At 43.8% G+C, this 26,554-nt stretch carries 23 protein-coding genes; 10 read left to right on the top strand and 13 right to left on the bottom strand.

Going from position 1 to position 26,554, the window contains the following annotated elements:
* Positions 1–17 precede the first annotated feature (17 nt).
* The gene (locus ACSUPM_RS12470) at positions 18–842 is read right to left on the bottom strand and encodes an SPOR domain-containing protein (RefSeq protein WP_025652537.1); all 825 of its coding nucleotides are present in this window, start codon (positions 840–842) and stop codon (positions 18–20) included.
* 80 nt (positions 843–922) lie between these two features.
* A complete protein-coding gene (argS, locus tag ACSUPM_RS12475; protein ID WP_436879992.1) occupies positions 923–2,752 on the bottom strand; it encodes an arginine--tRNA ligase in 1,830 nt (609 codons plus the stop codon).
* A 611-nt stretch (positions 2,753–3,363) separates the two neighbouring features.
* On the opposite strand from argS, the gene ACSUPM_RS12480 reads away from it, so the two are divergent.
* Positions 3,364–3,582, top strand: coding sequence for a DUF2788 domain-containing protein (locus ACSUPM_RS12480; RefSeq protein WP_025668532.1), 219 nt, complete (start codon positions 3,364–3,366; stop codon positions 3,580–3,582).
* A gap of 160 nt (positions 3,583–3,742) precedes the next feature.
* On the opposite strand, the gene ACSUPM_RS12485 is transcribed toward ACSUPM_RS12480, so the two are convergent.
* The 4 genes from ACSUPM_RS12485 to cmoA form a co-directional block, all read right to left on the bottom strand.
* Positions 3,743–4,864 carry a DUF1176 domain-containing protein gene (locus tag ACSUPM_RS12485; protein ID WP_436879993.1) on the bottom strand — a complete coding sequence of 374 codons (1,122 nt, stop codon included), beginning with the start codon at positions 4,862–4,864 and terminating at the stop codon, positions 3,743–3,745.
* Between the two features lie 32 nt (positions 4,865–4,896).
* Positions 4,897–5,973, bottom strand: a complete 1,077-nt coding sequence (gene cmoB / locus ACSUPM_RS12490; protein WP_201582886.1) for a tRNA 5-methoxyuridine(34)/uridine 5-oxyacetic acid(34) synthase CmoB — start codon at positions 5,971–5,973, stop codon at positions 4,897–4,899.
* A 276-nt stretch (positions 5,974–6,249) separates the two neighbouring features.
* Complete coding sequence (locus tag ACSUPM_RS12495) at positions 6,250–6,810, bottom strand: hypothetical protein (protein ID WP_201577241.1); 561 nt, start codon at positions 6,808–6,810, stop codon at positions 6,250–6,252.
* 31 nt (positions 6,811–6,841) lie between these two features.
* Positions 6,842–7,615: a carboxy-S-adenosyl-L-methionine synthase CmoA gene (cmoA, locus tag ACSUPM_RS12500; protein ID WP_436879994.1), complete on the bottom strand. Its 774-nt coding sequence runs from the start codon at positions 7,613–7,615 to the stop codon at positions 6,842–6,844.
* 329 nt (positions 7,616–7,944) lie between these two features.
* On the opposite strand from cmoA, the gene msrA reads away from it, so the two are divergent.
* From msrA to ACSUPM_RS12525, 5 genes are all read left to right on the top strand, one after another.
* Positions 7,945–8,466 carry a peptide-methionine (S)-S-oxide reductase MsrA gene (msrA, locus tag ACSUPM_RS12505; protein ID WP_025650891.1) on the top strand — a complete coding sequence of 174 codons (522 nt, stop codon included), beginning with the start codon at positions 7,945–7,947 and terminating at the stop codon, positions 8,464–8,466.
* 174 nt (positions 8,467–8,640) lie between these two features.
* Positions 8,641–9,309 (top strand): thiopurine S-methyltransferase, encoded by a 669-nt coding sequence (gene tmpT, locus ACSUPM_RS12510; protein WP_101211113.1) that lies wholly within the window; start codon positions 8,641–8,643, stop codon positions 9,307–9,309.
* Between the two features lie 69 nt (positions 9,310–9,378).
* Positions 9,379–10,092, top strand: coding sequence for a DUF1499 domain-containing protein (locus ACSUPM_RS12515; RefSeq protein WP_025650889.1), 714 nt, complete (start codon positions 9,379–9,381; stop codon positions 10,090–10,092).
* A gap of 224 nt (positions 10,093–10,316) precedes the next feature.
* Positions 10,317–11,810, top strand: coding sequence for a lytic murein transglycosylase (locus tag ACSUPM_RS12520; RefSeq protein WP_025650888.1), 1,494 nt, complete (start codon positions 10,317–10,319; stop codon positions 11,808–11,810).
* Between the two features lie 183 nt (positions 11,811–11,993).
* Entirely contained in the window at positions 11,994–12,956 is a 963-nt protein-coding gene (locus ACSUPM_RS12525) for an IS30 family transposase (protein ID WP_436879996.1), read from the top strand.
* A 78-nt stretch (positions 12,957–13,034) separates the two neighbouring features.
* Here ACSUPM_RS12525 and ACSUPM_RS12530 read toward each other — a convergent pair whose 3' ends face one another.
* The 4 genes from ACSUPM_RS12530 to ACSUPM_RS12545 all read right to left on the bottom strand — a co-directional run bounded on the left by ACSUPM_RS12530 (position 13,035) and on the right by ACSUPM_RS12545 (position 16,733).
* Entirely contained in the window at positions 13,035–13,334 is a 300-nt protein-coding gene (locus ACSUPM_RS12530) for a hypothetical protein (RefSeq protein WP_025651599.1), read from the bottom strand.
* Positions 13,335–13,640: 306 nt separating this feature from the next.
* Positions 13,641–14,705 carry a DUF4062 domain-containing protein gene (locus tag ACSUPM_RS12535; RefSeq protein WP_025651600.1) on the bottom strand — a complete coding sequence of 355 codons (1,065 nt, stop codon included), beginning with the start codon at positions 14,703–14,705 and terminating at the stop codon, positions 13,641–13,643.
* 144 nt (positions 14,706–14,849) lie between these two features.
* Positions 14,850–15,839, bottom strand: a complete 990-nt coding sequence (murI, locus tag ACSUPM_RS12540; protein ID WP_173239825.1) for a glutamate racemase — start codon at positions 15,837–15,839, stop codon at positions 14,850–14,852.
* Positions 15,840–16,049: 210 nt separating this feature from the next.
* Positions 16,050–16,733 carry a DUF1285 domain-containing protein gene (locus ACSUPM_RS12545; protein ID WP_025651602.1) on the bottom strand — a complete coding sequence of 228 codons (684 nt, stop codon included), beginning with the start codon at positions 16,731–16,733 and terminating at the stop codon, positions 16,050–16,052.
* A 740-nt stretch (positions 16,734–17,473) separates the two neighbouring features.
* On the opposite strand from ACSUPM_RS12545, the gene ACSUPM_RS12550 reads away from it, so the two are divergent.
* Positions 17,474–19,111, top strand: coding sequence for an electron transfer flavoprotein-ubiquinone oxidoreductase (locus ACSUPM_RS12550; protein ID WP_037026260.1), 1,638 nt, complete (start codon positions 17,474–17,476; stop codon positions 19,109–19,111).
* Between the two features lie 104 nt (positions 19,112–19,215).
* Here the strand turns inward: ACSUPM_RS12550 and ACSUPM_RS12555 are convergent, their stop codons facing one another.
* On the bottom strand, positions 19,216–20,712 hold the full coding sequence (locus ACSUPM_RS12555; protein WP_025651604.1) for an alanine/glycine:cation symporter family protein: 1,497 nt from the start codon (positions 20,710–20,712) through the stop codon (positions 19,216–19,218).
* Between the two features lie 880 nt (positions 20,713–21,592).
* Between ACSUPM_RS12555 and ACSUPM_RS12560 the strand changes: the two genes are divergently transcribed.
* The 3 genes from ACSUPM_RS12560 (at position 21,593) to ACSUPM_RS12570 (ending at position 24,486) form a co-directional block, all read left to right on the top strand.
* Positions 21,593–21,853, top strand: coding sequence for a DUF4212 domain-containing protein (locus tag ACSUPM_RS12560; protein WP_025651606.1), 261 nt, complete (start codon positions 21,593–21,595; stop codon positions 21,851–21,853).
* Positions 21,854–21,857: 4 nt separating this feature from the next.
* On the top strand, positions 21,858–23,726 hold the full coding sequence (locus tag ACSUPM_RS12565; protein ID WP_025651607.1) for a sodium:solute symporter family protein: 1,869 nt from the start codon (positions 21,858–21,860) through the stop codon (positions 23,724–23,726).
* A gap of 214 nt (positions 23,727–23,940) precedes the next feature.
* Positions 23,941–24,486 carry a hypothetical protein gene (locus ACSUPM_RS12570; RefSeq protein ID WP_350588476.1) on the top strand — a complete coding sequence of 182 codons (546 nt, stop codon included), beginning with the start codon at positions 23,941–23,943 and terminating at the stop codon, positions 24,484–24,486.
* A 135-nt stretch (positions 24,487–24,621) separates the two neighbouring features.
* Here ACSUPM_RS12570 and ACSUPM_RS12575 read toward each other — a convergent pair whose 3' ends face one another.
* The gene (locus ACSUPM_RS12575) at positions 24,622–25,227 is read right to left on the bottom strand and encodes a rhomboid family intramembrane serine protease (RefSeq protein WP_173239827.1); all 606 of its coding nucleotides are present in this window, start codon (positions 25,225–25,227) and stop codon (positions 24,622–24,624) included.
* Between the two features lie 39 nt (positions 25,228–25,266).
* Entirely contained in the window at positions 25,267–26,319 is a 1,053-nt protein-coding gene (locus tag ACSUPM_RS12580; RefSeq protein WP_350588477.1) for a 5'-nucleotidase, read from the bottom strand.
* Between the last annotated feature and the right edge of the window lie 235 nt (positions 26,320–26,554).

Below are 26,554 nucleotides of genomic sequence, written 5' to 3' on the forward strand. Positions count from 1 at the left end.
AGCACAAAGCATTCAACCTAACGGCGCTGCTCAACGATGATAGAGTCAATGCCGTTGTTTTGTAGGCGCTGCTGCGCACTAGCAACCGCTTGACGGTTGTTCATTGGACGCGAGATGACCTGATAAATTGGCAAACCATTACCCGTGGTGTTTTTGACTACTCTTGCATCCACGCCAGCCATGAGCACTTGCGCACGGCGACGATCGGCTTCATCAGCATCACCAAAGCTGTTAATCTGTAAGATATAGGTCGCCGCAGGTTTGGCAGGTTGGACGCTAGCCGCATTCGTCCCTGAATTATTGGCTCGGTTTGCCGTATTGCCACTATTACTAGTCGCCGGCGCGCCATCATAGGTAGCGTCTTCTTCAACGATAACGATATCATCGCTATTATTGGCCGTACCAGCATTGTTACCACGGCTTGGCTCGATCACGGTGCTTTCAGAAATACCAAAGTTACCCGTATCATCATTGCGACTGGCTGAATTGCTCTCCGGTTGAGTAACGACGACGTCCGGCTCAAAAGCACCGATACTGCCCAAGCCATCATTACCTGTTTCACCGATATTTTCATCAGGGATGGTCGCCATCTCTTGATTGGGCAAAATATCGTAGAATTCGTAATCGCTATTATCGGTATCGGTATCGACGCGGGGCTCTACCTGCCGATCAGGATCATTACCGGCAGTGCTATCAGCGGGACTAAAATCAAATAATGGTGAGAGGTACAAAAACACCCCGATCATTAGGGTCAATACTGCCCCGACAAACATCCATAATAAACCTGATACGCTACTTGATTTGCGCTTTTCGGTCGCACCTTTAGGTTTTTTGGCTAGCATGGATCTCTTTCTCCCTACTGAATCTATCTGTCGTTATCGAATTATCGTCGAATTATTGCTATCGCTCGTCTGTATATGTTCTACATGCTAGACGGTGCAGATAACCCTAATAAACTAAGCCCATTGGACACTACGTGACGTACCGCTTTTGACAAGCGCAGACGGGCTTGCATCATATCGAGCTCTTCTTGGCTTGGCGTCTCACCTGAGGTCAAGCTCACTGGCAGAATACGATTGCTATCGTACCAGCCGTGGAAGAGTGCTGCCAAATCTTTTAGATAGTTGGTCAGTACATGCGGCTCATAGCCTGTAGCAGCTCGTAACAGTGTCGCTGGATAGGCCGCTAAGAGTTTGATTAGCTCATCTTCACTAGGCGCTGTCAGCAAGTTTTGGTGCTGGGCACCAATCAAATCGTCTACAATCAGACCACTGGATTCTAGCTTTTCTAATACGCGGCAAACCCGTGCATGCGCGTATTGAATGTAATAAACCAAGTTGTCTTTGCTTTGTGATTTGGCCAGCTCTAAATCGAAGTCGACGTGCACTTCAGGCTTACGCGCGACATAATAGAAGCGCGCTGCATCGTTACCGACTTCATGGCGCAGCTCACGCAAGGTGACAAACTTGCCTGAACGCGACGACATTTGCACTTTTTCACTGCCGCGCCATAATGCTACGAATTGAACCAGCACCACATCAAGGCGTTCTGCATCAATCCCCAAAGCTAACAACGCCGCTTTTACCCGTGGCACATAACCATGGTGATCGGCGCCCCAAACGTTGACGACTTTATCAAAGCCACGATCGAACTTATTTTTATGATAAGCGATATCAGAGGCAAAGTAAGTCGATTGTCCATTGGCACGGCGTACCACACGATCTTTTTCATCACCAAAATCAGTCGATTTAAACCAAATATTGCCGTCTTTTTCGTACAGATAGCCTTTATCCTCTAAAATCTGTAAAACCGGCGCAATCTCACTATCAATGGATCTTTCGCTAAACCAGCATTCATAACGCACACCAAAGTCATTTAAGTCGTCTTTGATATCAGCCAAAATACTGCTCAATGCCGCATTTAAAAACAGCTCATAGCCATCACCAAGCAATGCTTTGCTATTAGCAATTAGACCATCAATATGCGCTTCTTTGTCGCCTGATAGCAGTGTTTTTTCACCATCATCATTGATTTCAAACTGGGCATCTTCTGGCGCATTTTTAGCAACGTCTGTAAAGCTATGCACGTAGCTAGTGCCATGTTGTGCTTTTAGTGTTTGGGCAATATCACTGACATAGTCGCCTTGATAGCCGTTCACGGGAAAAGTTATTTGTTCACCGTTGGCTTCTAGATAACGCAGATACGTACTGGTCGCCAAGATGTCCATTTGCCGACCGGCATCGTTGACATAATACTCACGAGTGACGTCATAACCAATGGCTTCAAGCAAGTTTGCCACGCTCATGCCAAATGCGGCACCGCGCCCATGACCGACATGCAAACTAGAGGTTGGATTGGCGGATACGAACTCAACCTGTACCTTTTGCCCTTCGAACTGGTCGCTCAAACCAAAGCGATCCTGTTGTTTAAAAATATTGTCTAACACCGAAAACTTAGCGTCGGCATTTAAAAAGACATTGATAAAACCTGGACCTGCGATTTCTACTTGGCGAATGTCTTGGTTGTCAGGCAGCGCATTGACGATTTTTTCGGCAAGCTGGCGTGGATTGCTCTTAGCCGCTTTGGCAGCCGTCAGCGCGATATTACTGGCAAAATCACCGTGGCTTAAATCTTTTGTACGGGTGATTTGACTGTTATTTTGCCAATCAGCTGGCAACGCGCCATCGGCTTGTAAGGTTTGAACCGCATCATTAAATAAGGATGCTAGCGTATCAATTTGGGCTTGTGACATAGGACTATAAACTCAGATAAATAAAAAATGGTACAAAAAATGGGGCGAATGCGCGCAGTCGGTAACGGCTTATTATAATAGCGACTGACATGGCAGGTGACAAATTAATATAAAAAGATAAGTAACCTGTAAATATAACAATCTTTGCGCTTCATTGCACTATTTGCGCCAAAATTAGCACCAAAATCTTACGGTGATGAAGGTTGGTACTCATATTTGAGATTAATTGGCAGTTATTTAGCATTTCGGGTTCAGATTGAGAACACGCCTTAATAAAAAATGCAATTGTAGCGTTACTGTTGTCTCACTGATAGCAGCAGTTTATACCTGCTTACTTCCGCGTTATAATGACGCTTTGTATTTTGCCCCTCTATTTAATTTTCATTTATTATTTTATTGCTGCTCATTATTTGAGGAGTGATGCGCTTTTTTAGGGTGATTTTTAAAAAGCGATAAAGTTGGTTCACTATAATTTGGATATAAGGAAGCTGAGCGAAAGTACTACCAATAGTAGACCAAGCAAGGCTAACACCCTATCCAATTTATAGTGAATTGACTATAAGATAATAGCGTTAAATAGATGGCATGTTACTACTCTATAGGATTAAGCCATGTTTGCTATTGCTGCCAGTACCGTCACCAGTTGGGGGCTGTACGTACTATTACCCATATTTATTGCGTTTTTATTCTTTATCATTTGGGACTTATCAAAACGCTCTGAAGCCGGTCGCGCCGGTACTTTTTGGATGTTTTTAGCGCTTGGTGCGGGCTTTATAGGATTTATACTCAAGGTGCTAATAGAAGTGGCGTTTAACAAATGGTTCATTTAAACAGATCTCTTATTTATAAACCATAAGAAAAACGGATAGCGCTATTCGTCAATGATAATATGACTGACCCTGTCGCTAATAGACAAAGTCACCAATAAAGAGCCGTCGCTGCCAAAGTCATTATTCATGTTGTTTATGTGAGTGTATTAAAGCAAATCATTCACTTATCTGACTGCGGGATAACGTCACTCACGTAAGTCGGCAGATCCCACGCGCCACCGGCGAAACCCCGGCACATTCCTGTGCTGGAATCTTCTGCTTGAACAAAGTCTTTTCCATCCCAAGCCCATATCGCCCGATTCCAGCAATCGCCAACCCCGCGGTCTTTGTGTGTTGCCCAAATCTCGCCATTAGAATAATCATTGCCCATGGTAGTAATTAGCTGCGAACGACGGGGTTTTGCCTTGTCAATCAGCCAATAACCATAGCCTTCGTTGTATGCGCCCTGCCAACAAATATGACTGGCTAATGTATGGGTAGCATCTACGGGTGTAAATTCCCAGTCTAGCCTATCAGCGCCATATTCTTGCATTCGTTGGTACGCTTCGGTCTTTGGATTGACCAGCTCACAGTCTCCCATATCGTCTTCAGAGCCGATAAGCTCCTTAGCATCAATATCAATCCACTTATTTATATTTTTTTGAAAATACACTAGCTTTGCAGGATCGAGCTGCTGTTTATCATCAGAATATGAGATCGCTTTTTTAATCACAGGTTTTGCTTTGGCTGCTTTAGGCGTTTGCCGATTAGGATTGTTTTTGCTCACTAGTGCTACTGGTGTCCCTACTCTTCCTTGCACCTCGTCAAGCTTGAGCAGCACGGCACTCATGCCTTTGTCGCTGATTGTCCAACGATCATTACCCGCTCTTATCTCTATCTTAGTATTTTGACGCGAATGACTTAGAAGCTGCTGAGTTTGCTTAGTATTAAGCGCACCCTTCTCAATGGCACCATAATTTTTATTGTTTAGCCAAAGCTCTGTTGCCCTCAATTCATTGTCGCTACTATCCACCTTGTCTTCTTGGTATTCAAAAGCCACCTGTACGTTTGGTATCGACTTTTGCGGTAAAGCTGTCAACAAAATCGAGGCAGGCGTATCCAACATACTCTCATCCGCATAACCCGCTGCTCGGCAAGTCAAGGTATTATCACAGACCAGTTGCCAATCATCCTGTACAAAGCCCCACCCTTCAAATGGCGTACCATAGGCAGCATGAGCAGATATGGACGTCAATGGCAGCAAACCCATCATAGCACTGAGTAAAATCGTTAATTTTTTCACTGCCCATTTTCCTTATGGTAGGTAAGTACGCGCTACTTTTTGGCAATCAAGGTCGCACGCATCGGTGCAGGATAGCCTTCAAGGGTTTTGCTAGAATCATTGGGGTCTAAAAAATCGGCTAACGAATGATAGGTCATCCATTCCGTTTTACGTTGTTCCTCAATCGAGGTTACGGCTACATCTACGCAGCGCACGTCTGAGAATCCAGCCTTTTCTAGCCAGCCAATTAATGCGGCGACTGACGGCAAAAAATACACGTTATTCATTTGCGCATAGCGATCATGCGGCACCAGTACCGTATTGGCATCGCCTTCAATGACTAAAGTCTCAAGCACCAACTCACCACCTTTTACCAACTGTCCTTTGAGTTGTTGCAGGTGCTCAAAGGGTGACTGACGATGATACAGCACGCCCATACTAAACACGGTATCAAACAGCTGACTGTGCTCTGGCAATGCTTCTAATGGCACGGGAATATAATGGGTACGATAACGACCTGTACCATGAACATGAGTATGAGCATCAGCGTTACCCACAAAATGACGAATCGCCATAAACTGATGATAAAACAGGCAAGACGGATCAATGATAATTACTGTATCCGCGCCAGCCCCTGCCATACGCCAACCGTGATAACCGGAGCCGCCGCCGACATCTAAAACACGCCGACCTTTTAAATTTCCTAAATGCGGTGCGACCCGCTGCCACTTCCAATCACTGTGCCACTCGGTATCTATAAAAATTGGCGCGGCTTGTTGATCTTCATTCTGACCACTATCGACTTGACCACCAATCTGAAAAGGCCCTTTGCGCCATGGCATCAATTGCTTTAGTAGCGCCATGGTTTGTTTGCGCTCAGAGTCACTCAACGGCGCATTCAGCGTCAATATGTCACTGTCCAAATCCACATTATCAACGGCTAATGTTGGCAAACGTGCTACCGACGCTTGATAAGCCGGCGCATGCGCATAGTTGGCTTTATCCTTGATATCATTTAACCACGTGGGTAATTTTGACAGCCACTCATAGGCGCTCGGCTGCTGCTGTGCCAGCTCTAATAAGGTTAAATACAGTTCGCGTTCGGCGTGGATGATAGTGTCGTTAAGCATAAAAGCAGATTACCGTATTGATTGTTATTTAAATGGATAATAATGAAAAAAGTCAAAGTAAAGAAAAAAAGATAAGCCTCGAGATTGGAGTGCTTTAAAAGTGGGCAAATATGCGAGGCATAGGTCGTCGCTCTTTAAAACTTTATTCGCGCCTCGTCCCTCGGCAAAAGCATATACTTCGTAGGGTGTGCCCAGCGCACCTGAAATTTCTTTAAATAGAATTTTCTAATAGCTCATAACGCGAGTATTTACTTGTGCCATTAAATTAAGTATACGCTACGCATTTCCTTGTAGAATCTCCGCTTCACTACGAAGGTCGTCGTACTCAAAAGCGTCGTAACTGTCACCCTGACCTTTAAAAACAATTTTGCCTTCTTCTAGCCAACCTAATACATTTTTAGCGTTGCTAATAATATCGGGATAAAAGTCATCTAAAATATCGTTTAATTCATCATTTGGTATCGAAGTATCGTAATCTGTTAAGCGAACTCCGTATGCCATCCCTAGCCTTTCAAGAAACTTGTAATTATCGTGATACAAATGATACATTTCATGAATCGCATCACCACAACCTTCATCTCTATTGATAATTGAGTTTAGATATTCTGTTATTCGGTCTGCTTCAAACTTGTAAAAATGGACGTATCTTGCAAAACTATCATAGTAATCCTTAAAACTATCTTCAGAACTATAATCAAAGGAAATCAGCTCAAGATACAAATCAGGGTTGCTAGACTCTAATACGTTGTCTTCATACAACCATTGTTCAAACGATTGTATGCTCATTTTTTTTGTTAACACTTGATGAATATGTTGTTCAGCTATAGATGGAATCATATTAGTGCCTTGTTTGCCCCCAAAATAAATTCTATTTAAACGCCACCACAGAAACGAAATTCAAAAACTGAAACCATGTCAGATGACGCTTAAAACCAACATCACTCAACCGTGCATGATGCTCATCTAAGGTATCGGTAATAAGGACGTTTTCTAGCGCATTACGCTTGCCGCTGATTTCCATCTCGGTATAGCCATTGGCGCGCTTAAAGTCGTAATAACGCTCAACCAACCATGCATCATACTGCTCATCAAACGCATGGGTTTTCTCAGTTAGTACTAGTATGCCACCTTCACTTAATGCGGCATAAATCTTCTCTAGCACTGCTACTCTATCGGCGGCTGGTAAAAACTGTAGCGTTAAATTCAGAATTACCATATCGCATGGCTCAAGCTTGACGTCGCGAATGTCAGCAGTGATGACTTCTATATCGTGCTCAGGATAATGATCATTCAATAAAGTCGTCGCTTCAGTCGTCATCGCCGGTGAGATATCAATCGCCTTGATCTGTAAATCTTGCGGGTCAAATTCACCAGCCAACGTCATACTTGCCGCCCCAAGTGAGCAGCCCAAATCATAAATGCGACCGACACGCTGACCATTATCATCCTGCTGGCGATATTTACAATGACGACGGGCAAATATTGGTAGCATTGCCAGCACCTGACCATAACCAGGCACACTGCGACGAATCATATCAGGGAAACAAGCCACCACTTGCTCATCAAAGGAAAAGCGCGCCGCTTTATCGAGTGGCGTTGTGAATAAGGTGTCATGTTTGATAGCAGGCTTGGCTTGGTTCATGGTGCGACTCGTTTTTGGTTTTTGGTTTTCGACATTGAAACTTTGATTGGGAAATGCTCAGTGGTTCTGATCGATACTATTTAATCGATGCTATTTAATCGATGGTATTCAACTGATAGCGTTAGCCCAGAGCGGACTAACGTAGCAAAAGCCCATTATAACATTACTGTTTGTTACTTATCGCAGCCAACTGCCCTGCTAAGCTGATTAGGTCGCGCTAAGGGTAATAAATTCTTCAAAGTAACAAGTCATTGAAAAATGACATCATTGCATCCAAATAAAGACCTTAGCCTATCTCTATAACAACATCTATAATAATAGGAAAAATTATGCAAACCATTATATTAGGCGGTGGCTGTTTCTGGTGCACCGAATCTGTATTTTTATCCGTCAAAGGCGTACAGTCTGTCGTTTCAGGCTATATGGGCGGCGATGCTGTCTCTGCTAACTATGAAGCCGTCTGCGGCGGCGACACCGGACACGTTGAAGTCATCAAGGTTAAGTTTGATGAGTCTATCGTCCCGTTAGAAGTCATACTCGATGTTTTCTTTGCCACTCATGATCCCACCACGATGGATCGTCAAGGCAATGATGTTGGTAGCCAATATCGCAGCGTGGTGTTTTACACAGACGAAGATCAAAAACCAACCGTCGATCGCACAATCAACAAACTACGCGACATGGGTCTCAACGTCGTCACAGAAGTACACCCTGCCGTTGAATTTTATCAAGCAGAAGAGACCCATCAAGACTTCTTCAATAGAAATCCGGGACAGGCTTATTGCAACTTCGCCATACCGCCAAAGCTTGCCAAATTGCGTAAAGAGTTCAGTAAGTACATGGTGAGCTAAACAAAACGTTAAATAAGAAACTGCTGAAAAAGCATAGTTCTTAGAGCGACTTTTAATCATACCCAAACGCTTATTCCATAGGCGTTTGGCTTTTTAATACCCTTAGTATTATTAACCAAAAAGCTATTATAAAAATAACTAATAATATAAACTTCAATGAATAAAGGCGAACTTATGAACCCTGAATTTTGGCAAGCGCGCTGGCAAGAGAAACGCATTGGTTTTAATCAGTCTGAAGTTAATCCGTTATTAACGAAATACTTTAGCCATTTAAACGTGCCCACTGGTGGTCGAGTATTTGTGCCTTTATGTGGTAAGTCAATAGATATGGCATGGCTAGCAGCGCAAGGCTATGACGTGGTTGGCGTTGAACTGGTTGAGACAGCCGTACAAGAATTCTTTGCTGAACAAAATATCATACCTACTGTACATCAGCATGTGCGTAATCCAGCGATCAAATATTATCAAGGTCAGCTAACAGGACGAACAATAACGTTATGGGTCGCTGATATTTTTGCGCTAACAGCTGAGGATATTGGCTTTGTCGATGCAGTATATGATAAAGCGGCATTGATTGCCCTGCCAGCCAATATGCGTATGAAATATAGCGAGCACGTACACAAACTTGGTGTTAATGTGAGTAATAAAATAGCGCCGCAACTGTTACTCACATTGAATTATGACCAAAGTAAAAAGAATGGACCACCCTTCTCGATTAGTAGCGAACAGATACAGCAATACTATGGCGAGCACTATCAAATTAACGAGCTGATAAATGAACCTGCTACTATTGGCTCCGCACCTGAGCTAAAAGTCACTGAGCATGTTTGGCTGTTGAATTAAATATAAGCTTAATTATCGCAATGATTCAATAGTGATTAAGCGACGATTAAATCATAACGGAGAAACCTAATGAAAGCTCTAGTTAGTCTCGTCAGCTTAATCGCCTTTTTGCTGGTGGCGTTACCCGGTCCGCTTTATAAATATGGCATCGTCGATTTGGGTACCGCCTTTACGGGATTTAAATTCGGCGTGTTTGCTGGCATCGCTGCCCTTATCTTACTCGTTTTACAAATGATATTTAAACGCAAAACAGTGACACTTGGTAGCACGGTAATAGCGCTGCTACTGTCTGCTATTGCCATAGCTATGCCGCTAAGTATGATGAATAAAGGCAAAAGTGTACCGCCTATTCACGATATATCGACCGACTTGATTAATCCACCTAAGTTTGTGGCCATTGCCCCACTACGCGCTGACGCGCCAAATCCCGTTGAGTACGCAGGTGCGGAAGCTGCAAAACAACAACGTGACGCCTATCCGGATCTGCAAACCTTAACCTATACGCAATCAAAGTCTGAATTGGTCAAGGCGACCGAACAAGCCATCAATAATTTAGGCTGGGATTTGGTAAATAGTGATGTGGATAAAGGCATTGTCGAAGCGACAGATAGTACGATGTGGTTCGGCTTTAAAGACGACGTTGTCGTACGTGTGACGGATAACGGCAGTGAGCGTCTGCTCGATATTCGCAGTAAGTCACGGGTTGGCGGTAGCGATTTGGGCAAAAATGCAGAGCGCATTCATAACTTTATTAATGAGTTGGATAAGGTTTTGGAGAAGTAGTTGGGTTTTAGTGAAAATAAGGATCTACTAAGATGCTAGGCATTTTGACACTAGACTTTTCCATCCAAAACCCTCTCCTAACCTCACGCCAGCGTCCATTTATAGTAACTGAGTGCTTCGATACCTTTTCTTTACTATTTAGATTGGTTACTCTAAGTCCATACTACCTTAACCAGTTCTGCATCCTCTTTTAATGACCACTTTGACGTTTATAGGACATTTTCATGCGTTTGACTCCAGTTTCTACTTTATCGATACTTAGCCTTGCTGTTGGTTTGAGTTTTGCTAGCACTGCCCAAGCGGCCAAACCTCCAGCCCCAGACTTATCTAATGCCGAGCTGCAACAATGTTTAGATGGATTAAAAAACTCTAGCAAATTTAGCGGAGTTGATGGTTATACCTTTAACAACTATCGCCCAAGCCAGCCTGATCCTAGCGTCATTCAATCGTTGAACTATCAACCAGAGTTTCAAAAAGACGTTTGGGATTATCTCTCATCACTGGTCGATAGCGAGCGTGTCGAAGATGGTATCCGCGCCAAGCGTCAATGGAGTGATACGCTACGTAAAATCGAATCACGCTATGGGGTCAAAGCCGAGCACGTACTAGGCGTCTGGGGTGTTGAGTCAAACTTCGGTCAGACATTGGGCAAAAAGCCGTTGTTTGAATCCCTAGCGACGCTGTCTTGTTTTGACCGTCGTCAGAGCTACTTTCAAGGTGAATATGCCAATGCACTAAAAATCGTCCAAAATGGCGATATCGCGCCCAGCGATATGACTGGCTCATGGGCAGGCGCTTTTGGGCAAACGCAGTTTATGCCGAGCACCTTTTTAGAATTGGCCGTTGATTTTGATGGCGATGGTCGTCGCGACTTGGTCAATAGCGTCCCTGATGCGCTAGCCTCTACCGCTAACTTCTTGGACAATCGTGGTTATCGTACTGGCGAGCCGTGGGGTTACGAAGTCAAGTTGCCCAGTGGTTATTGGGCCGCCTCTGACCGAAAGAACAAAAAGTCTATCAGCCACTGGCGCGATCAAGGGCTAACGCTCGCCAATGGCAGTCCATTGCCTTACGACTTGAATAGTGCAGGATTACTATTACCTGCAGGCGCTGAAGGCCCTGCTTTCTTAGTGGGTAAAAACTTCGATACGTTTTATTCGTACAACGCGTCAGAGAACTACGCCTTAGCCATCGCGCATTTGTCAGACCTAATTACCAAAGAAGACAGCAGCAAAACTGACTTCGTCACTGCTTGGCCTACCGATGATCCGGGTATCAGTCGCCAGCAAGCCAAAGACATTCAGCAAGCGCTGTTAAATGCTGGTTATGATATTGGTGAAGTCGACGGCATTATTGGAGACAATACTCGCACTGCGATTCAGCAGTACCAAACCAGTAAGGGCATCTTCCCCGCTGATGGACGCGCAGGACAGAAATTTTACCGTTCAATCATTGGAAATGCAGGAAACATAGCTCCAAGAAGCACACAATATGGCAACCAATATGGCAACCAATATGGGCAACCAGCGAACAGTCAGCCTTTACAGCCTGCCTCTGCTGATCGCATGGGACAGTTGATTCAACAACAAACGAGCAGTCCCATCACTTACTCCCCTCAGTCGTCAGTCCAACCATCAAGTTCTGGCAATACGCGTTATCGCCGCGTGACAAGTGCCGATGGTAGCGTGAAGCTCGTGCGTGTTGACGAAGGTTCATAGCACTACAGCATGTCCTCATTTTTATTACTATTTTTAAAATGAGGGCATGCGCTAAGTTTGTGATAAACCTAATTGTTATAGACCTAGATTCAAATAAGAAGTGCAACGTTTTAAAAGAATGAGTTGAAGAGTAAGATGTGCCGTGTTGCATTTCAAACTTCAACTCCTACATATCAGAACGTTATGAAACACTATACACATCTTACCCAAGAGCAAAGATATCAAATATCAGCGCTATTGCAAGCTAAAAAAGGCATGAGTGAAATAGCTAGAATTATTGGCTGTCATAAATCAACGGTGAGTCGAGAGATAAGGCGAAACATGGGACAAAGGGGTTATCGCCCCAAACAAGCCCATCGATTGGCAAACGCGCGCAAAGTTGTGAATAGCTCACAGATCAGCCGCTTTGGCTGGTGCTATATTGATCATCTACTCAGCAAGCACTACTCACCTGAGCAAATCACAGGGCGACTGAGAATGCTGGGTTGGCAAGAGGTCCCAAGCCATGAATCGATATATCAACACATCTATACTGACAAAAAGGCAGGGGGTAACTTACATAGCGCCCTTAGATGTCAAAAGCGCTATAGGAAACGCCGTCTGCAAGGTTATGATAGGCGCGGAAAGATAGCGAACCGCTGTGATATCACTGAGCGTCCTAGTATCATTGAAGCGCGCAGTCGTATGGGCGATTATGAAGGGGATACGGTGGTTGGTCGTGGACATCAAGGTGTGCTTGTCACTCTAGTGGATAGAACAACTCGAGAGACTAAGATCAAAGCGCTACCCAATCGCAAGGCAGTAGCCGTCACACAAGCTTGTATTGGCATGCTAAAAGGTGAACAGGCGTTAAGTATCACCTTTGATAACGGTAAAGAGTTTGCTGACCATGAAACGATGGCAACAGCGTTAAAGGCTGATATTTACTTCGCTCAGCCTTATCATTCTTGGGAGCGTGGAACGAATGAGAATACCAATGGGTTAATTCGTCAGTTTCTACCGAAGTCAATGCGTCTGGATAACCTATGCAGGCACTTAGTTCAGTCGATTGAAGACAGTTTAAATAATCGACCTAGAAAGGTGCTAGGGTTTAGAACGCCTCTTGAGGTAAAATCTAGCTTCGGGTGCGTTGCACTTCAATGTTGAATCCAAGAGATTAAAAAAAGCCATGCTAATATGATTAGCGTGGCTTTTTTTGATCAAGCGATTACCTATTGAGATCATTTATACGATCGGTGGTGGATTGGGTTTGCCATTATTACCATCCCAATTTTCACGGGCTTTATCATCCAAATCCGCAGGCGTCTTCGGCTCCCATTTACCATTTTCTTTCCAGGTGTCGTCGCCCCAATCTTCGTCTTCCTGTTTTTTGTCCCAATCTTTATAGGCTTTACTAGGGTCGATGCCACGGCGCTTCATATCCGCCACTTGCTCTTCTAGCGTGTGATATTGTTCGGCATCATGCATGGTTTTCTCTAGGCCATCAATCTCTTTTCTTAACTCGTCATGTTTATCATTACTCATGATAGTGCTCCTTAATCAGTCAATATTATTATACGCTTTTATGTTTGTCGTTTTTACGGTAGATAAGTTTATATAGGCTAGTACACCATTTGAATCGTTTTTATCTCAATTATTATTTTAATAACTATTATTCTACTAACCAATATCGTAAAACCATTTTACGCTATTGACCTTTATTATCACGAGTCTTGGCTAAATTCACAACCGTTGCCGCGTATGCTTTGTATTACAAAACGTAGTAGCAAGCACAGGAAATCCGTTGACAATCCTTACCGTGCCATTGATTAGGGTTTCTGATTACCATTACTAAGTCTGAACGGTTGATTGTTTATTTTTTAGTAGGTTTTGGGCATAGAAAGTCAATTTCCACAATTCTTGTGAGACTCGCGTACCATAAGTCGTTAACTGTATCCAGTTCGCTGCGACCAGCTGGCGTTGCAAATGGTTTAAGTCATTTTGGGCAATTTGGCAGCGTGCTACGGCGTGGACGTTGGGCATCTCTTGCTTAATATCGTGCTCAGCCTTGGAGGCAATGAGACGATTAATGGCACTTTGTAAACCGTAGCTTGAGAATGTCGCCGGTATTTTCATCAAGGTGCTCAATATCTCTTGCCACGTTAAGGTCATCGATCTGGTGACATCTGTCAAGTTGCCGCCAGCATAGGCTTGCGCACTATATTGAATCACGAAAGTGTCTGTTAAGACGATAGGTTTACTGACACTATCCGTGGCAGTACCTTGGTGGACGACACGGTTATTTTGTTTTAGCAGCGTGCTCGTAGGGGATGGGGAGATTATGGATTCAGACAAGGCGGCTTGTTTGCTTAGCCGGACTGATTCTTCACTAACCCTTACCCACACGTCTTTTACGCTATGTTGAATCACCATGTTAGGGTAGGCTTGAATGAGCAGTTTCTCAATATCCGTATCCTCATCATAATGATGCAAATGCTTAGCTTGCTGAGTAACCGTATTAATAAACTCTTGCAACTGCCGACTGACATCTGCACCCTGAGGATGGTTTTTGACCAAGATGAGTAAAGGCTTGAGCTTGGCTTTGGCATTCAGATAGCTCAGATGCATTTGACTGACACCAGTGTTTTGCATGGTGCCATAGCTATCGCCAATGATCATTAGCGCATAATCACAGGCATCGATACATTGGCGACCGTATAATGAAGCTTTCGGTAACTTACTAGAGACATCGTAGGTTAAAAATGCCCGCGCCTGAAAAAAAATCGCCACACTGTTCAAAACCAACAACTGATCGTTGTCAGCGCAAATGACATGAATATGATAACGACGGTTTGGCAAAATAACCTCTGCGCTTGGATAATGACACAAATAAGTATGGGTGGAATAAAAGCACAAATATCTTGTCTTGCACAGACTAGCCTAGCATAATCCTAGGCAGATACGCTCAGTTTATTTTCTCATTAGAGGGATAGTAACTGATATAAATGCAAAATTGTGGATATAAAAGGGCTTGCCATTACCTATCAATGATGGAGCTTACTAAGCATAGTACTGTAGGTGTGTCTCTTTGCCAAGCAAACGCTGTATCAGTATAGCCAATTTTTCATCATATTTGGTTGCATAAAAAGTCAACGGTGGTCGGTTAATTATGCCCACATCCCTACTCTCTTTATGATCATCCTGAGCACCATCATTAAGCAAAGCAGAAATTTGGTTTGCCACTAATAGTTGCTTGACCCGTTCAGCAATTGCCTGTCCTGAGTCCACCACTTGTATCGATAGCTGTTGCTGTGCAATCTCATCCAATAAGAATGCTTTAAAAAATGGATAATGAGTACAGCCCAGCACCAATTGATCGACTCCGTTTTGTGCAAATATCTGTAGCTGCTGGCGTAGCCGTTGTGCGGTCTCACACTCTTCTGGCATGCCTGCCTCGACCCAAGGCACCAGCTCTGGATCAAAATACTTGGTCACTAGGGTACGGTTAGGACTAGCAATAGCCGTGATGACTTCATTAAGTAGCGTACCGTTCAAAGTTGCTTTGGTGGCCAATACCGCGACATGATTGCTTTTACTTGCTAACACGGCGGGCTTGAGCGCTGGTACCAAGCCGACAATAGGCAACTGCGGATAACAACGTCTAGCTGTCTCTAAAGCATAAGCAGATGCACTGTTGCAAGCAATCACAATGAGCTTGCAGCCCTGCTGATACAGCCACTCTACGGCTGTCAAGGTCAATGCTTCGATGTCTTTGCTATCACGATTGCCATACGGTACATGCAAGGTATCTGCATAATAAACATAACGCTCGGCAGGGAGTTGCTGGGCTAAATGCAGATACACAGACAGACCACCAACCCCAGAATCAAATAAGCCAATCGGCGCATTGCGCTCTTTATTAGCCATAGTTTGGCTAACCGAAGTGGTATTTTCAGCGCTATGAATAACCGCTTGTTTAAAATCCTGCTTTTCAACGGCAGTCGACGGTGTCTCAACTACGTTTAACAGGTTGGCTGCAGCAATATTCATCGGTACGCTACCGCTGTTTTCATATCGATACCTTCATTTCAATAGCAGTTTTCAAATGTTAATTTTTAAACATAATTCTTTAGACGCAATCTTTTAGACGCAACCCTTGAAACTTAGCTTCTCAATAGCGCGTTTAAAACGGTATTTTTATGATAAATAAAAAACAGTCTATCGTATGGATAGACAGTTTTTATTGAGGCTTGATGCTAATTAGCCAGCTGGCATCGACAGCTCATAAGACTGGCCACCACTTTGCAAGGTCAGTATTGTCTCACCTGCTCGCTCTGTTAATTCGCCGATTTCAGTTAGATGATAAAAGGCATTACGAGCGATCAACGCAGTCAAGCCATTTCTGACTGGCATATAAGGTTTTACTTGCGTGTCAGCTTGATTATCAGCAGAGTCATCAGCTGTATAAGTCTGCAAAGTAATCGGATGCTCATCGTCTAAACGTACCACATCGCCAGTCGTCGTGGTAAACTCTAGCCAGCTATGATTAGCTTCTTTAACGATACCAACATCATTGATAAGTAACGGTGCATCTTCCACTTGGATGCGAAGTTTTTGTACAGGCGTCTTTAAAAAGTACTCTACTACCCCATTATTTTCTTCTTTCCATAAGATAGTGGCAAATAAGCTCACCAATGACTCTCTGGTCATTTGCCCGCCCTCATGCCACCACTCACCGTTGGCTTTGATGACCAAATCCATATCGGCGACTTGTTCAGGATGCCACTTTTCCAGTGGCGGTATCGACCGACCTTCACGTGTCCCTGCAGCAGACTTTAAATATTGATTCAGTGCTTCTATAGCATTTGGGTTGGATGCCACGTCCTGCGGTCTGTTAGCACTGTTTTGCGAATTATTATCCGTCTTAATATTATTATCGCTCATCATCTAATCCTTTACCTAGTAATTAAAGTTTGGAAAATCTACTATTACTATAAATTTTAGTTTCGGGTATGATGGGACCATATCGTCATTATACCTTTACTACCCAAATCTTACCTTAACACCGATACTCATAAATGCGTATCGTGTTTGTAGGACTTTTCTTTTATAATGAGTAACGATTTTTTATTGAAACAGTCAAGTGCGCGTTGTCTTAGTGACACATTTTATTAGCGGATATGTTGATCGCTTTTTATTCACTAGGTTTAACAGCAACGTTGTCAATTGATGCCGCAAAGACAGTTTCTGTCGAGCAGCCATATGTCTGAGTGAAATTAGCGCCGCAAGCCTTATTATGCAATTGTTAAGCTAATGATGCCCTGAGATAAGCCACTAAAAGTTTAGGAGTAGGTATGCAAGAGCAAGACAATCAAAAGCCAGTCGTCGACGGTGATAGCGTTCACACTGATGCACCAGTCGCGACAGATACGGCCAAGCTAGACACCACAAAGCCAGAGTCAACGACGCTGACCAAAGAAGCGCCAGCTGAAGAGATTGCTGTCGAAACCGCAGACCTCAAAAAAGCTGAGACCATTGAAACTGAGACCATTGAAACTGCGACAGAAGCAGCAGTCGAACCTGTCGCCGTGGATAAAGAGCCTGCTGAGAAAGTAGCGGTCGAAAAAACGCCTGAACCAGTAGTAGAACCTGTCGCGGCAGAGCCTGAGATTGAGCGCGAATCAATGGAATTCGACGTCATCATCGTCGGCGGCGGACCTGCGGGTCTATCTGCTGCGATTCGTCTGCGTCAGCTCGCTATCAAAGCTGGCAATGATGAATTTATGGTTTGTGTGGTTGAAAAAGGCTCTGAATTCGGTGCTCATACTTTATCTGGCGCTGTTATCGAGCCGCGTGCTTTAAATGAGCTGATACCAGACTGGAAAGAAAAAGGCGCACCGCTAAACGTGCCAGCGACCGAAGATCGCTTCTACTACTTAAATTCAGCCACACGCTCTACCAAAGTACCAGATCCTTTAATCCCAGCACCGATGCACAATGACGGCAACTATATTGTCTCATTGGGAAATGTGGTTCGTTGGTTGGCCGTACAAGCCGAAGAGTTAGAAGTCATGATGTTCCCAGGCTTCCCAGCTGATGACATCTTATATAATGACGATGGTTCGGTACGCGGTATCCTGACTGGTGATATGGGTGTGGCGGCCAATGGCGAAGCCAAGCCAAGCTTTGAGCCGGGTTATGAGCTGCTTGCCAAATATACTATTTTTGCCGAAGGCAGCCGTGGTCATCTAGGCAAACGCTTAATCAGCCGTTTTGATCTTGATAAAGACTCAGATCCTCAGCATTATGGTATTGGTCTAAAAGAATTGTGGGAAGTTGTGCCAGAGAAGCACGAGCAAGGCGTGGTCATGCACGGACTTGGCTGGCCATTGACCGAAACGGGCTCTACTGGTGGTTGGTGGTTATACTTCGATGAAAACAACCAAGTAAGCTTTGGTCTTGTCGCTGATTTGTCCTATCATAACCCGTACATGTCGCCATTTGACGAGATGCAGCGCCTAAAGACGCACCCTGTCATTAAGAATGTACTCGAAGGCGGCAAGCGTATCTCTTACGGCGCTCGTGCTTTGACTAAGGGCGGTCTCAACTCCTTACCAAAATTCACCTTCCCTGGAGGTGTATTGGTCGGTGATGACGCTGGATTCTTAAACCCAGCTAAAATCAAAGGTACGCACACGTCAATGAAGTCAGGCATGCTCGCCGCCGAAGCGATTTTCGAAGCGGTACAAGCTGATCGTCAGCATGACGAAGTGATTGCTTATACGACTATGTATAAAGAGTCGTGGTTGTACCAAGATAATTACGAGTCGCGCAACTTCTCGCCTGCAATACACCGTATGGGTCTATTCATGGGTGGTACTTTCACCTTTATCGAGCACAACTTATTGAAAGGTAAAATGCCATTTACCTTACACGATAACCTGCCAGATTACGATCAGCTAGAGCGTGCCAACCACGCTTATCAGCCTACTTACCTCAAGCCTGATGGTAAACTGATCTTTGATAAGTTATCGTCGGTATTTATCTCTAATACCAACCATGCTGAAGATCAACCAACGCACTTAAAACTTACCGATCAAACGGTGCCTATTTCAATTAACTTACCTTTATATGCTGAGCCAGCACGTTTGTACTGCCCAGCGGGTGTTTACGAAGTGGTCAAAGATGCAGAAGGCGCTAAGTTCGTTATCAATGCGCAAAACTGTGTGCATTGTAAGACCTGTGATATCAAAGATCCTTCGCAGAACATTACTTGGGTGACGCCAGAAGGTGGCGGCGGTCCTAACTATCCAAATATGTAAATCATATTTGAGATAAAGAAATCAATAAAAAACCGCTCTTAATCATAAGGGCGGTTTTTTTGTACTTATACACTTTATTTAATAATCACAACCAATCTGTCAGCTTAATCCGTCCAGGCATCACGATTGGCTTCGTCTTTTAGCTTCACAAAGTCATCAGGATTAAATTTAATTTGATCGCCAGTTTTGCCCTCTTTTACTTGTCGCTCATAGTCACGCAATATTCTTAAGGCCACTGGCGATAGGATTAAAATAGCGACTAAGTTGGTCAAGGCCATAAGACCCATCGACAAATCAGCAAAGTTCCATATTGCTGGCAAACTAGCAATCGCGCCGACGAACACCATACCTAAAACCATAAAGCGGAAAATCATAATCATCACTTTGGCATTTTTGGCACCAGAGATAAATTCAAGATTAGACTCGCCATAACTATAGTTAGCAATGATAGACGTAAATGAGAAAAAGAAAATAGCAATCGCGACGAATATTACCCCCATATCGCCAACATATTGCGATAGTGCCAACTGAGTAAGCTGGATACCTTCTTGTTCGACGTTGGGGTCAACCACTCCAGACAAGATAATAATAGAGGCAGTAGCGGTACAAATAACCAAGGTATCCATAAAGACCCCGAGCATCTGCATAAATCCTTGCACTGCTGGATGATCGGGATGACTTTTGGCCGTTGCCGCCGCATTGGGTGCGGAGCCCATACCGGCTTCGTTAGAAAACAAACCGCGTTTGATACCGTTGATCATCGCCTGAGCGATACCGTAACCGATGACCCCGCCCGCTGCTTGCTCAAAGCCAAAGGCTGACTTTACAATCAAAGCAATCGCTGCTGGGAACTGACTGAAATTGGTCACGATAATGAATAGCGCTAATAAAATATATAAAATAGCCATCACTGGTACGATTTTGCCCGCGATGCGGGCTACCGAGCGCAAACCACCAAATACCACTGGCGCTACCAATACGACCAGCACCAAACCTGTCATCCACGTTGGAATGCCAAACGCTTCATTGGTCGCTTGCGCAATCGTATTGGATTGCACGCCATTAAATGCCAGACCAAATGCGACGAGTAGGCAAAGCGAGAAAAATATCGCCAGCCAGCGCTTTCCTAAACCTTTCTCGATATAGTAAGCAGGTCCACCGCGGTAAACGTTATCATTGTGCGGCACCTTATATGCTTGCGCTAAAGTCGACTCAATAAAGCTGGTCGACATACCGACTATCGCGGTCATCCACATCCAAAAAACAGCACCCGGACCACCGAGATAAATAGCAATGGCAACCCCCGCCAAGTTACCCGTACCAACACGCGCCGCGAGTGAGGTCATCAAAGCCTCAAACGAGCTGATGCCGCCATCTTTACGCCCTTGGTTTGAGACGCGTAATAGCTGCCACATGTGACCAAAGTGGCGAAATTGGATAAAGCGGGTGACGATGGTAAAATAAATACCTGCGCCAATCAGTACGAACATGAGCAATCCATACCAAGGGTTACTCGCGATCAACCAATCATTGTTACCCCAGATAATACTAACGCCATAATTGACGATACTATTGAACCAATTTGCTATGCCTTCGTTCATACGAGCTCCTCATTTACGCTTTGTATAACCTACTTTTTTAGATACTGATAACAGGGTTTAATCAGTAAAAATCTTGATTTATTGGTATTCAATACTTGCTATCAAAACGCTACGGGCATTCTATAGAGATTAAATGCTCTACAATCATCACATTTGGTTATCAACTTAGTAAATTTATTTTTAAAATAAATGTTACTTACCGCTCATATCATATAGAATGTATAAAGTAACAAATTTACAGCACAATTTAGACAGTTTTAGTAATACTTCAGTAACGTTTGTAACGTACATGTATCCTGTCAAAATAAATGTTTTGTGGCATTGATTGATCATGCCCTTAGCAATTAAAATTTTGTTATCAATTTTTTATTACTGATACCTTGAATGGTATAGACATTCCGATAAAGTTAATATTTACTTATTGGCATGAGTAATTAGCGTTCTACAAACCTTAAGATGCTTGTCAGGAAGACAAGAGCTTCAAGAACGATGGATTGTTATGCCCCACCTACCTTCCTCGAAATATATCGTTCTTCCTGCCTGTCATATTTAATTAATACTGCTATTTATTTTAAATAATTAAATTTTAAGCAATCCATCATATTTTAGGTATTACCCACTTTTTTAGGGTAATGCGCAGTGAATAGCTATTTTTTATGATGTTTTCAGTCGAAAAATAGTCCAAAACTCGCTTATTTTGTTGGTGATTTTAGTTAATGACGCTGATTGGTCGTTTCCGTTCTGCTTTGATCGTTTGTCAGGCAATGCTGGTCATTGCTATAAACGTCGTATCGCTTTTAGTGATACTTGCTAGACCATAACGGCTTATCACGCTTAAACCAATAATTCCGCTTTTATGCAAGACAAAAGGAGTTGTCCTATGGAAAACCACAACGATCCATCCGGTTATTGGCGTGCCAATGTCCGTCTCATCCTAGGTAGCCTAGTCATTTGGGCACTAGTTTCTTATGGTTTTGCTATTCTTTTACGTCCTCTGTTAGCAGGCATTAGAATCGGCGGTACTGATCTAGGCTTTTGGTTTGCTCAGCAAGGTTCTATTGCAGTCTTCATCATCTTGATCTTTTTTTACGCGTGGCGTATGAACAAGTTAGATAAACAATATGGCGTAGACGAGGAATAGCACTATGAGTCAATTTACAATTAATATTATTTTTGTGGGTCTGTCCTTCGCTCTCTACTTCGGTATTGCGATTTGGGCGCGTGCTGGTACGACCAGCGAATTCTATGTGGCTGGTGGTGGTGTGCATCCAGTCGTAAACGGTATGGCAACGGCTGCTGACTGGATGAGTGCGGCGTCATTCATCTCGATGGCCGGTATCCTTGCCGCTGGTGGTTATGGTGCCTCGACGTATTTAATGGGTTGGACAGGTGGCTATGTACTGCTAGCGATGCTCCTAGCGCCATACTTACGTAAGTTCGGTAAATTTACGGTTCCTGACTTTATCGGCGACCGTTTTTATTCTAAGACAGCGGCTATGATTGCCGTGGTTTGTTTGATTATCGCCTCGACTACTTATGTTATCGGTCAGATGACTGGTGCTGGCGTTGCTTTCTCACGCTTCTTAGAAGTTGAAAACACCACTGGCCTACTGATTGCTGCGGTCGTTGTCTTCTTCTACGCTGTACTTGGTGGCATGAAGGGGATCACTTATACGCAGGTTGCGCAGTATGTCGTTCTTATGATTGCTTATACCATTCCTGCGGTCTTTATCTCACTTGAGTTAACAGGCAATCCAATTCCCGGTCTTGGTTTATTCTCTAACCATACTGAAGCAGGTATTCCTTTATTAACCAAACTCGATCAAGTAGTCACTGATTTAGGCTTTGCAGCTTATACGGCTGACGTTCCTAACAAGCTAAATATGGTGCTGTTTACCTTATCGCTTATGATTGGTACTGCGGGTCTGCCCCACGTTATCATTCGCTTTTTCACGGTTCCTAAAGTCGCTGACGCACGTTGGACAGCGGGTTGGACCCTTGTATTTATCTCATTACTATACTTTACCGCCCCTGCAGTGGGTGCAATGGCGCGTCTCAACTTGATCGATACGATCTATCCACAAGGTGTGGAAGAGCCTGCGCTTACTTATGAGCAGCGTCCAGATTGGATGAGAACATGGGAAGATACTGGTCTTATTAAATATAACGACCTAAATAACGATGGTCGTATTCAGTTATATAACGACAGTGGATTGGGTGCGGCTCAGCTAGCACTCAACACGGCTGAAGCAGAAGGCGGAGATGTTGCAGCTGCCACTGCTGCTGTAGCAGAAGCTCGCACAGCACATGATCTAGAAGTCGATGGCCGCTTTGCCAATGCAGGTTGGGCAGGTAACGAGCTAGACGTCAACGCCGATATCTTAGTATTGGCTAACCCAGAAATCGCTCAACTGCCACCATGGGTTATCGGTCTTATCGCTGCAGGTGGTTTGGCAGCAGCACTATCAACAGCCGCTGGTCTACTACTTGCCATCTCATCAGCCATCAGTCATGACTTGATTAAGAGAAACCTTAATCCAAACATCACTGATAAGGGTGAGCTACGTGTCGCCCGTATCACAATGGGTGTCGCGATTGTCGTGGCTACTTGGCTGGGTATTAACCCACCAGGATTCGCGGCACAGGTGGTTGCCTTAGCCTTTGGTATTGCAGGTGCTTCACTGTTCCCAGCATTGATGATGGGTATTTTCTCTAAGCGTATTAACAACCTTGGCGCTATCGCCGGTATGTTGACAGGTCTGATTAGTATCTTGGTTTATATCTTTGTTTTCAAAGGCTGGTTCTTCATCAGTGGTACGGCTAACTTCCCTGATACGGAAGAATACTGGTTGTTTGGTATCTCGCCATTATCATTTGGTGCGATTGGTGCCTTGCTCAACTTTATCGTTGCGTTCATTGTATCTTACGCGACTAAAGCACCACCATTACATATCCAAGAATTGGTTGAAAGCGTTCGTTCTCCACGCGGAGCTGGCGGCGCAGTGGACCACTAAGCTCTGGTATGTAGTATGGTATCCTTTATGCATATCACTCACAGGCAGCCGCTGCTTGTGAGTGTTTTTTTATCTATATAGCGTAATAGAAATTATTTGATAACAGTCGTTTAGTGACAGTTAATCTATAAAAAGCCGCTTTATAAGAACGACATGATAAAAATTTACTATTTTATGATTGGCCTATACGCGCCATGTATTAAGGAAAAGTCTTATGCTTTATGAGTTTATCGCCACCATGGCTGCCGGATTTGGTTTGGCTGGGTTGGCACTTGTTATAACTCACCTCAGCAAATTGGCGGGCAAAAAAGCACCAAAATGGCTGATTCCAGCCTTTGCTGCTCTTGGTATTTTTGGGTTTCAGGTACATCAAGAATATAACTGGTATGATCAGCAAGTCGCTCAATTACCAGAAGGGATGACCGTGGTCAAAAAGATTGAAGAGAGTGTGTGGTTTCGACCATGGTCGTATGTAAAACCACAGACAATACGCTTTATGGCAGCCGATAGTGGTCACGCGCGGCCGCAAATAGACAATCCAGATATCTATCTAACCAATCTATATCTGTTTGAAAGACGCATGAGTGTCAAGCAAGTTGCACAGGTAATTGACTGCAGCACACCAGCCCGTGCCGATTATATTATGCCAGCGAAAGACAGTACTTTGACGGTTGATGAGCACGTTAATAGCTCAACCAAATGGCAGCCCTTAGCAACAGATGATCCCCTATTCATCAGTATTTGTAACAATAAAAGCTAGAGACTGTCCTCAATCTGAATGTAAATGGGCTAAAAATGGCCAAATATTCAGATAAAGATAAGTTTACAAAACCACTAGATAATCCGTAAAACGCCTCGCAGTTAGTAGTGTCTATCAATGAATAATATTGAGCAATTAATAACGCTGAACAGTGGCAGTATACTGATGTTTTGAGTTTGCCCCGAGCAATAAACCAGCGCATAGACCACCGAAATGTGCCGCAAAGGAGATACCTTGCTGCGGCATTAATCCTTGTTTGATAGTCAACCAGTAGCCCGTGCCCATGACAATGCAGGCCAATAGATAGCCCCAACGCCTTGCGAAGACAGCGCCACCTATCATATAACCAAGCATCGCAAAACATAGTCCTGATGCCCCGATATGAATCGATAGCGGCGAGCCAATGATCCACGTTACCAATCCAGAGGCTATAATAAGCTTAACCACTGTACGATACGCGTTGTTTTCAAACAGCCCAAATAAAAACAGAATTTGTAATAATGTCAAAGTATTGCCAAGCAAATGTGAAAAATTACCATGCATCGTCCATGAAGCAAAAATCCCTATCATGCTGCCGACATCAAGGGCTCGCGGTACGATACCAAAGATATTCCACAGCCCGAACAGCGCAAACTTGTTAAGAAAAAACATCCCCCACATTGGCACTAAAACAAAAGCATATAAGCCAATAACTTGCTTGATTCGTACTAATATCAACGTGAGTAATTGCCGCCACTTCATATAATCTTTTATCCTATTCATTTCATTTTATTAAAGACCTTAATGGTTGACTGAAAACAGTGGTTGCTGTATCGGTTTAAATGATAATAATGAAGCATCTTTGTCCGCTGTTAAATAACTATTGGCATGCAGTAACGAGGCCGAATGATAAGGCACTAAGGCGGTAGGAACAAAACTGCGCGCGGCATCAATATGTTTGACCGAATCATCAAAGAAAATATGCGGTGCAAAGGTCTTTAATACCGCTGTTTTTTCAAGCCCACCCAAGAAAAACGCCATATCCACATTGACGCCCCACTCTCGTAGCGTCTTGATAGCCCGCAGATCCGCGGGGGCGTTGCGAGCCGTCACCAACGCAATCTTAATCGGTGAATATTGCAGACCAGCAGGCAAACGTTCCTGTAAGTTTGATAGCTTAATCAATAGCTCGGCATAAGGTCCTTTTTCAATCGGTAAGTCACGCATTTGGGCTTCACGATCATGAAAAGCACGCAATCCTTTTTGCTTATATAATAGCTCGCCTGAATCATCAAAAAGCACAGCATCACCATCAAAAGCGATACGCAGCTGTTTGGTATCCAATTTATAAGTATTGACAGGCGTCGCATCGAGTATCGCACAGGCACAAATATTGGCATCAGCAACTTGCTGCGCATCCTCACGATTGGTGGTCAAAAATAAATCAACATTGAAGTCTTTGATATAAGGCGAGACAGGACTGCCCGATATAAATGCCGATCGAGAAATATTGAGTCCATGTTCTCGAATGGCATTAAGTACTTGAATGCCCGTATCTGGACTGCTCTTTGAGACAATCACCACTTCGACCAAAGGCGCTTCAATATCAGGGAGCTGTACAGTATCGTCTTCACAATAATGATTCAAATTTAGTAGGGCTTTAATCAGCGGATAACCCGCGCCAATATCCAAGGGCTCGTTCTCACGAGCGGCCATATAATCGCGAAACTCCTTTACTGCCTCGTCAGGGCGCTGCTGTAGTAGCTGTAAAAGGTGGTTCTCAGACTCCGTTAAATCAAACAATGCTGTCGCTGATATAGCCACTATTAAAGTATTGGTTAAATCGACTGCCATATTTTCTCTGCTTGTATTTAATAAATGTCGTTAATTTTAGCCAGTCTAACAATTTAAACCAAACTAGTAAGTAAGCTTTTAATGATATAGCACTTATCTCTGACCATAAAAATGTCCAATGCCCAATGCCCAATGGGTAATCGGCTTAGTCATTAATGGTTTTTACCATACAGAGTCGATAACCTGAATGCTTCACTATGTTTTCAAAACATTTAGTAATTAATCTACTGTTACA

The organism is Psychrobacter okhotskensis, from assembly GCF_965638355.1.
Classification (GTDB): Bacteria; Pseudomonadota; Gammaproteobacteria; order Pseudomonadales; family Moraxellaceae; genus Psychrobacter; species Psychrobacter okhotskensis.

What these genes read in the sequence shown, in the direction of transcription:
- ACSUPM_RS12515 (WP_025650889.1), top strand. Translation starts at nt 9,379, where the DNA reads ATGAAAGCTCTAGTTAGTCTCGTCAGCTTAATCGCCTTTTTGCTGGTG.
- argS (WP_436879992.1), bottom strand. Translation starts at nt 2,752, where the DNA reads ATGTCACAAGCCCAAATTGATACGCTAGCATCCTTATTTAATGATGCG.
- ACSUPM_RS12570 (WP_350588476.1), top strand. Translation starts at nt 23,941, where the DNA reads ATGCTTTATGAGTTTATCGCCACCATGGCTGCCGGATTTGGTTTGGCT.
- ACSUPM_RS12525 (WP_436879996.1), top strand. Translation starts at nt 11,994, where the DNA reads ATGAAACACTATACACATCTTACCCAAGAGCAAAGATATCAAATATCA.
- ACSUPM_RS12560 (WP_025651606.1), top strand. Translation starts at nt 21,593, where the DNA reads ATGGAAAACCACAACGATCCATCCGGTTATTGGCGTGCCAATGTCCGT.
- tmpT (WP_101211113.1), top strand. Translation starts at nt 8,641, where the DNA reads ATGAACCCTGAATTTTGGCAAGCGCGCTGGCAAGAGAAACGCATTGGT.
- ACSUPM_RS12580 (WP_350588477.1), bottom strand. Translation starts at nt 26,319, where the DNA reads ATGGCAGTCGATTTAACCAATACTTTAATAGTGGCTATATCAGCGACA.
- ACSUPM_RS12575 (WP_173239827.1), bottom strand. Translation starts at nt 25,227, where the DNA reads ATGAAGTGGCGGCAATTACTCACGTTGATATTAGTACGAATCAAGCAA.
- ACSUPM_RS12555 (WP_025651604.1), bottom strand. Translation starts at nt 20,712, where the DNA reads ATGAACGAAGGCATAGCAAATTGGTTCAATAGTATCGTCAATTATGGC.
- ACSUPM_RS12565 (WP_025651607.1), top strand. Translation starts at nt 21,858, where the DNA reads ATGAGTCAATTTACAATTAATATTATTTTTGTGGGTCTGTCCTTCGCT.
- ACSUPM_RS12545 (WP_025651602.1), bottom strand. Translation starts at nt 16,733, where the DNA reads ATGAGCGATAATAATATTAAGACGGATAATAATTCGCAAAACAGTGCT.
- murI (WP_173239825.1), bottom strand. Translation starts at nt 15,839, where the DNA reads ATGAATATTGCTGCAGCCAACCTGTTAAACGTAGTTGAGACACCGTCG.
- cmoB (WP_201582886.1), bottom strand. Translation starts at nt 5,973, where the DNA reads ATGCTTAACGACACTATCATCCACGCCGAACGCGAACTGTATTTAACC.
- ACSUPM_RS12520 (WP_025650888.1), top strand. Translation starts at nt 10,317, where the DNA reads ATGCGTTTGACTCCAGTTTCTACTTTATCGATACTTAGCCTTGCTGTT.
- ACSUPM_RS12550 (WP_037026260.1), top strand. Translation starts at nt 17,474, where the DNA reads ATGGAATTCGACGTCATCATCGTCGGCGGCGGACCTGCGGGTCTATCT.
- ACSUPM_RS12495 (WP_201577241.1), bottom strand. Translation starts at nt 6,810, where the DNA reads ATGATTCCATCTATAGCTGAACAACATATTCATCAAGTGTTAACAAAA.
- ACSUPM_RS12470 (WP_025652537.1), bottom strand. Translation starts at nt 842, where the DNA reads ATGCTAGCCAAAAAACCTAAAGGTGCGACCGAAAAGCGCAAATCAAGT.
- ACSUPM_RS12530 (WP_025651599.1), bottom strand. Translation starts at nt 13,334, where the DNA reads ATGAGTAATGATAAACATGACGAGTTAAGAAAAGAGATTGATGGCCTA.
- ACSUPM_RS12480 (WP_025668532.1), top strand. Translation starts at nt 3,364, where the DNA reads ATGTTTGCTATTGCTGCCAGTACCGTCACCAGTTGGGGGCTGTACGTA.
- cmoA (WP_436879994.1), bottom strand. Translation starts at nt 7,615, where the DNA reads ATGAACCAAGCCAAGCCTGCTATCAAACATGACACCTTATTCACAACG.
- msrA (WP_025650891.1), top strand. Translation starts at nt 7,945, where the DNA reads ATGCAAACCATTATATTAGGCGGTGGCTGTTTCTGGTGCACCGAATCT.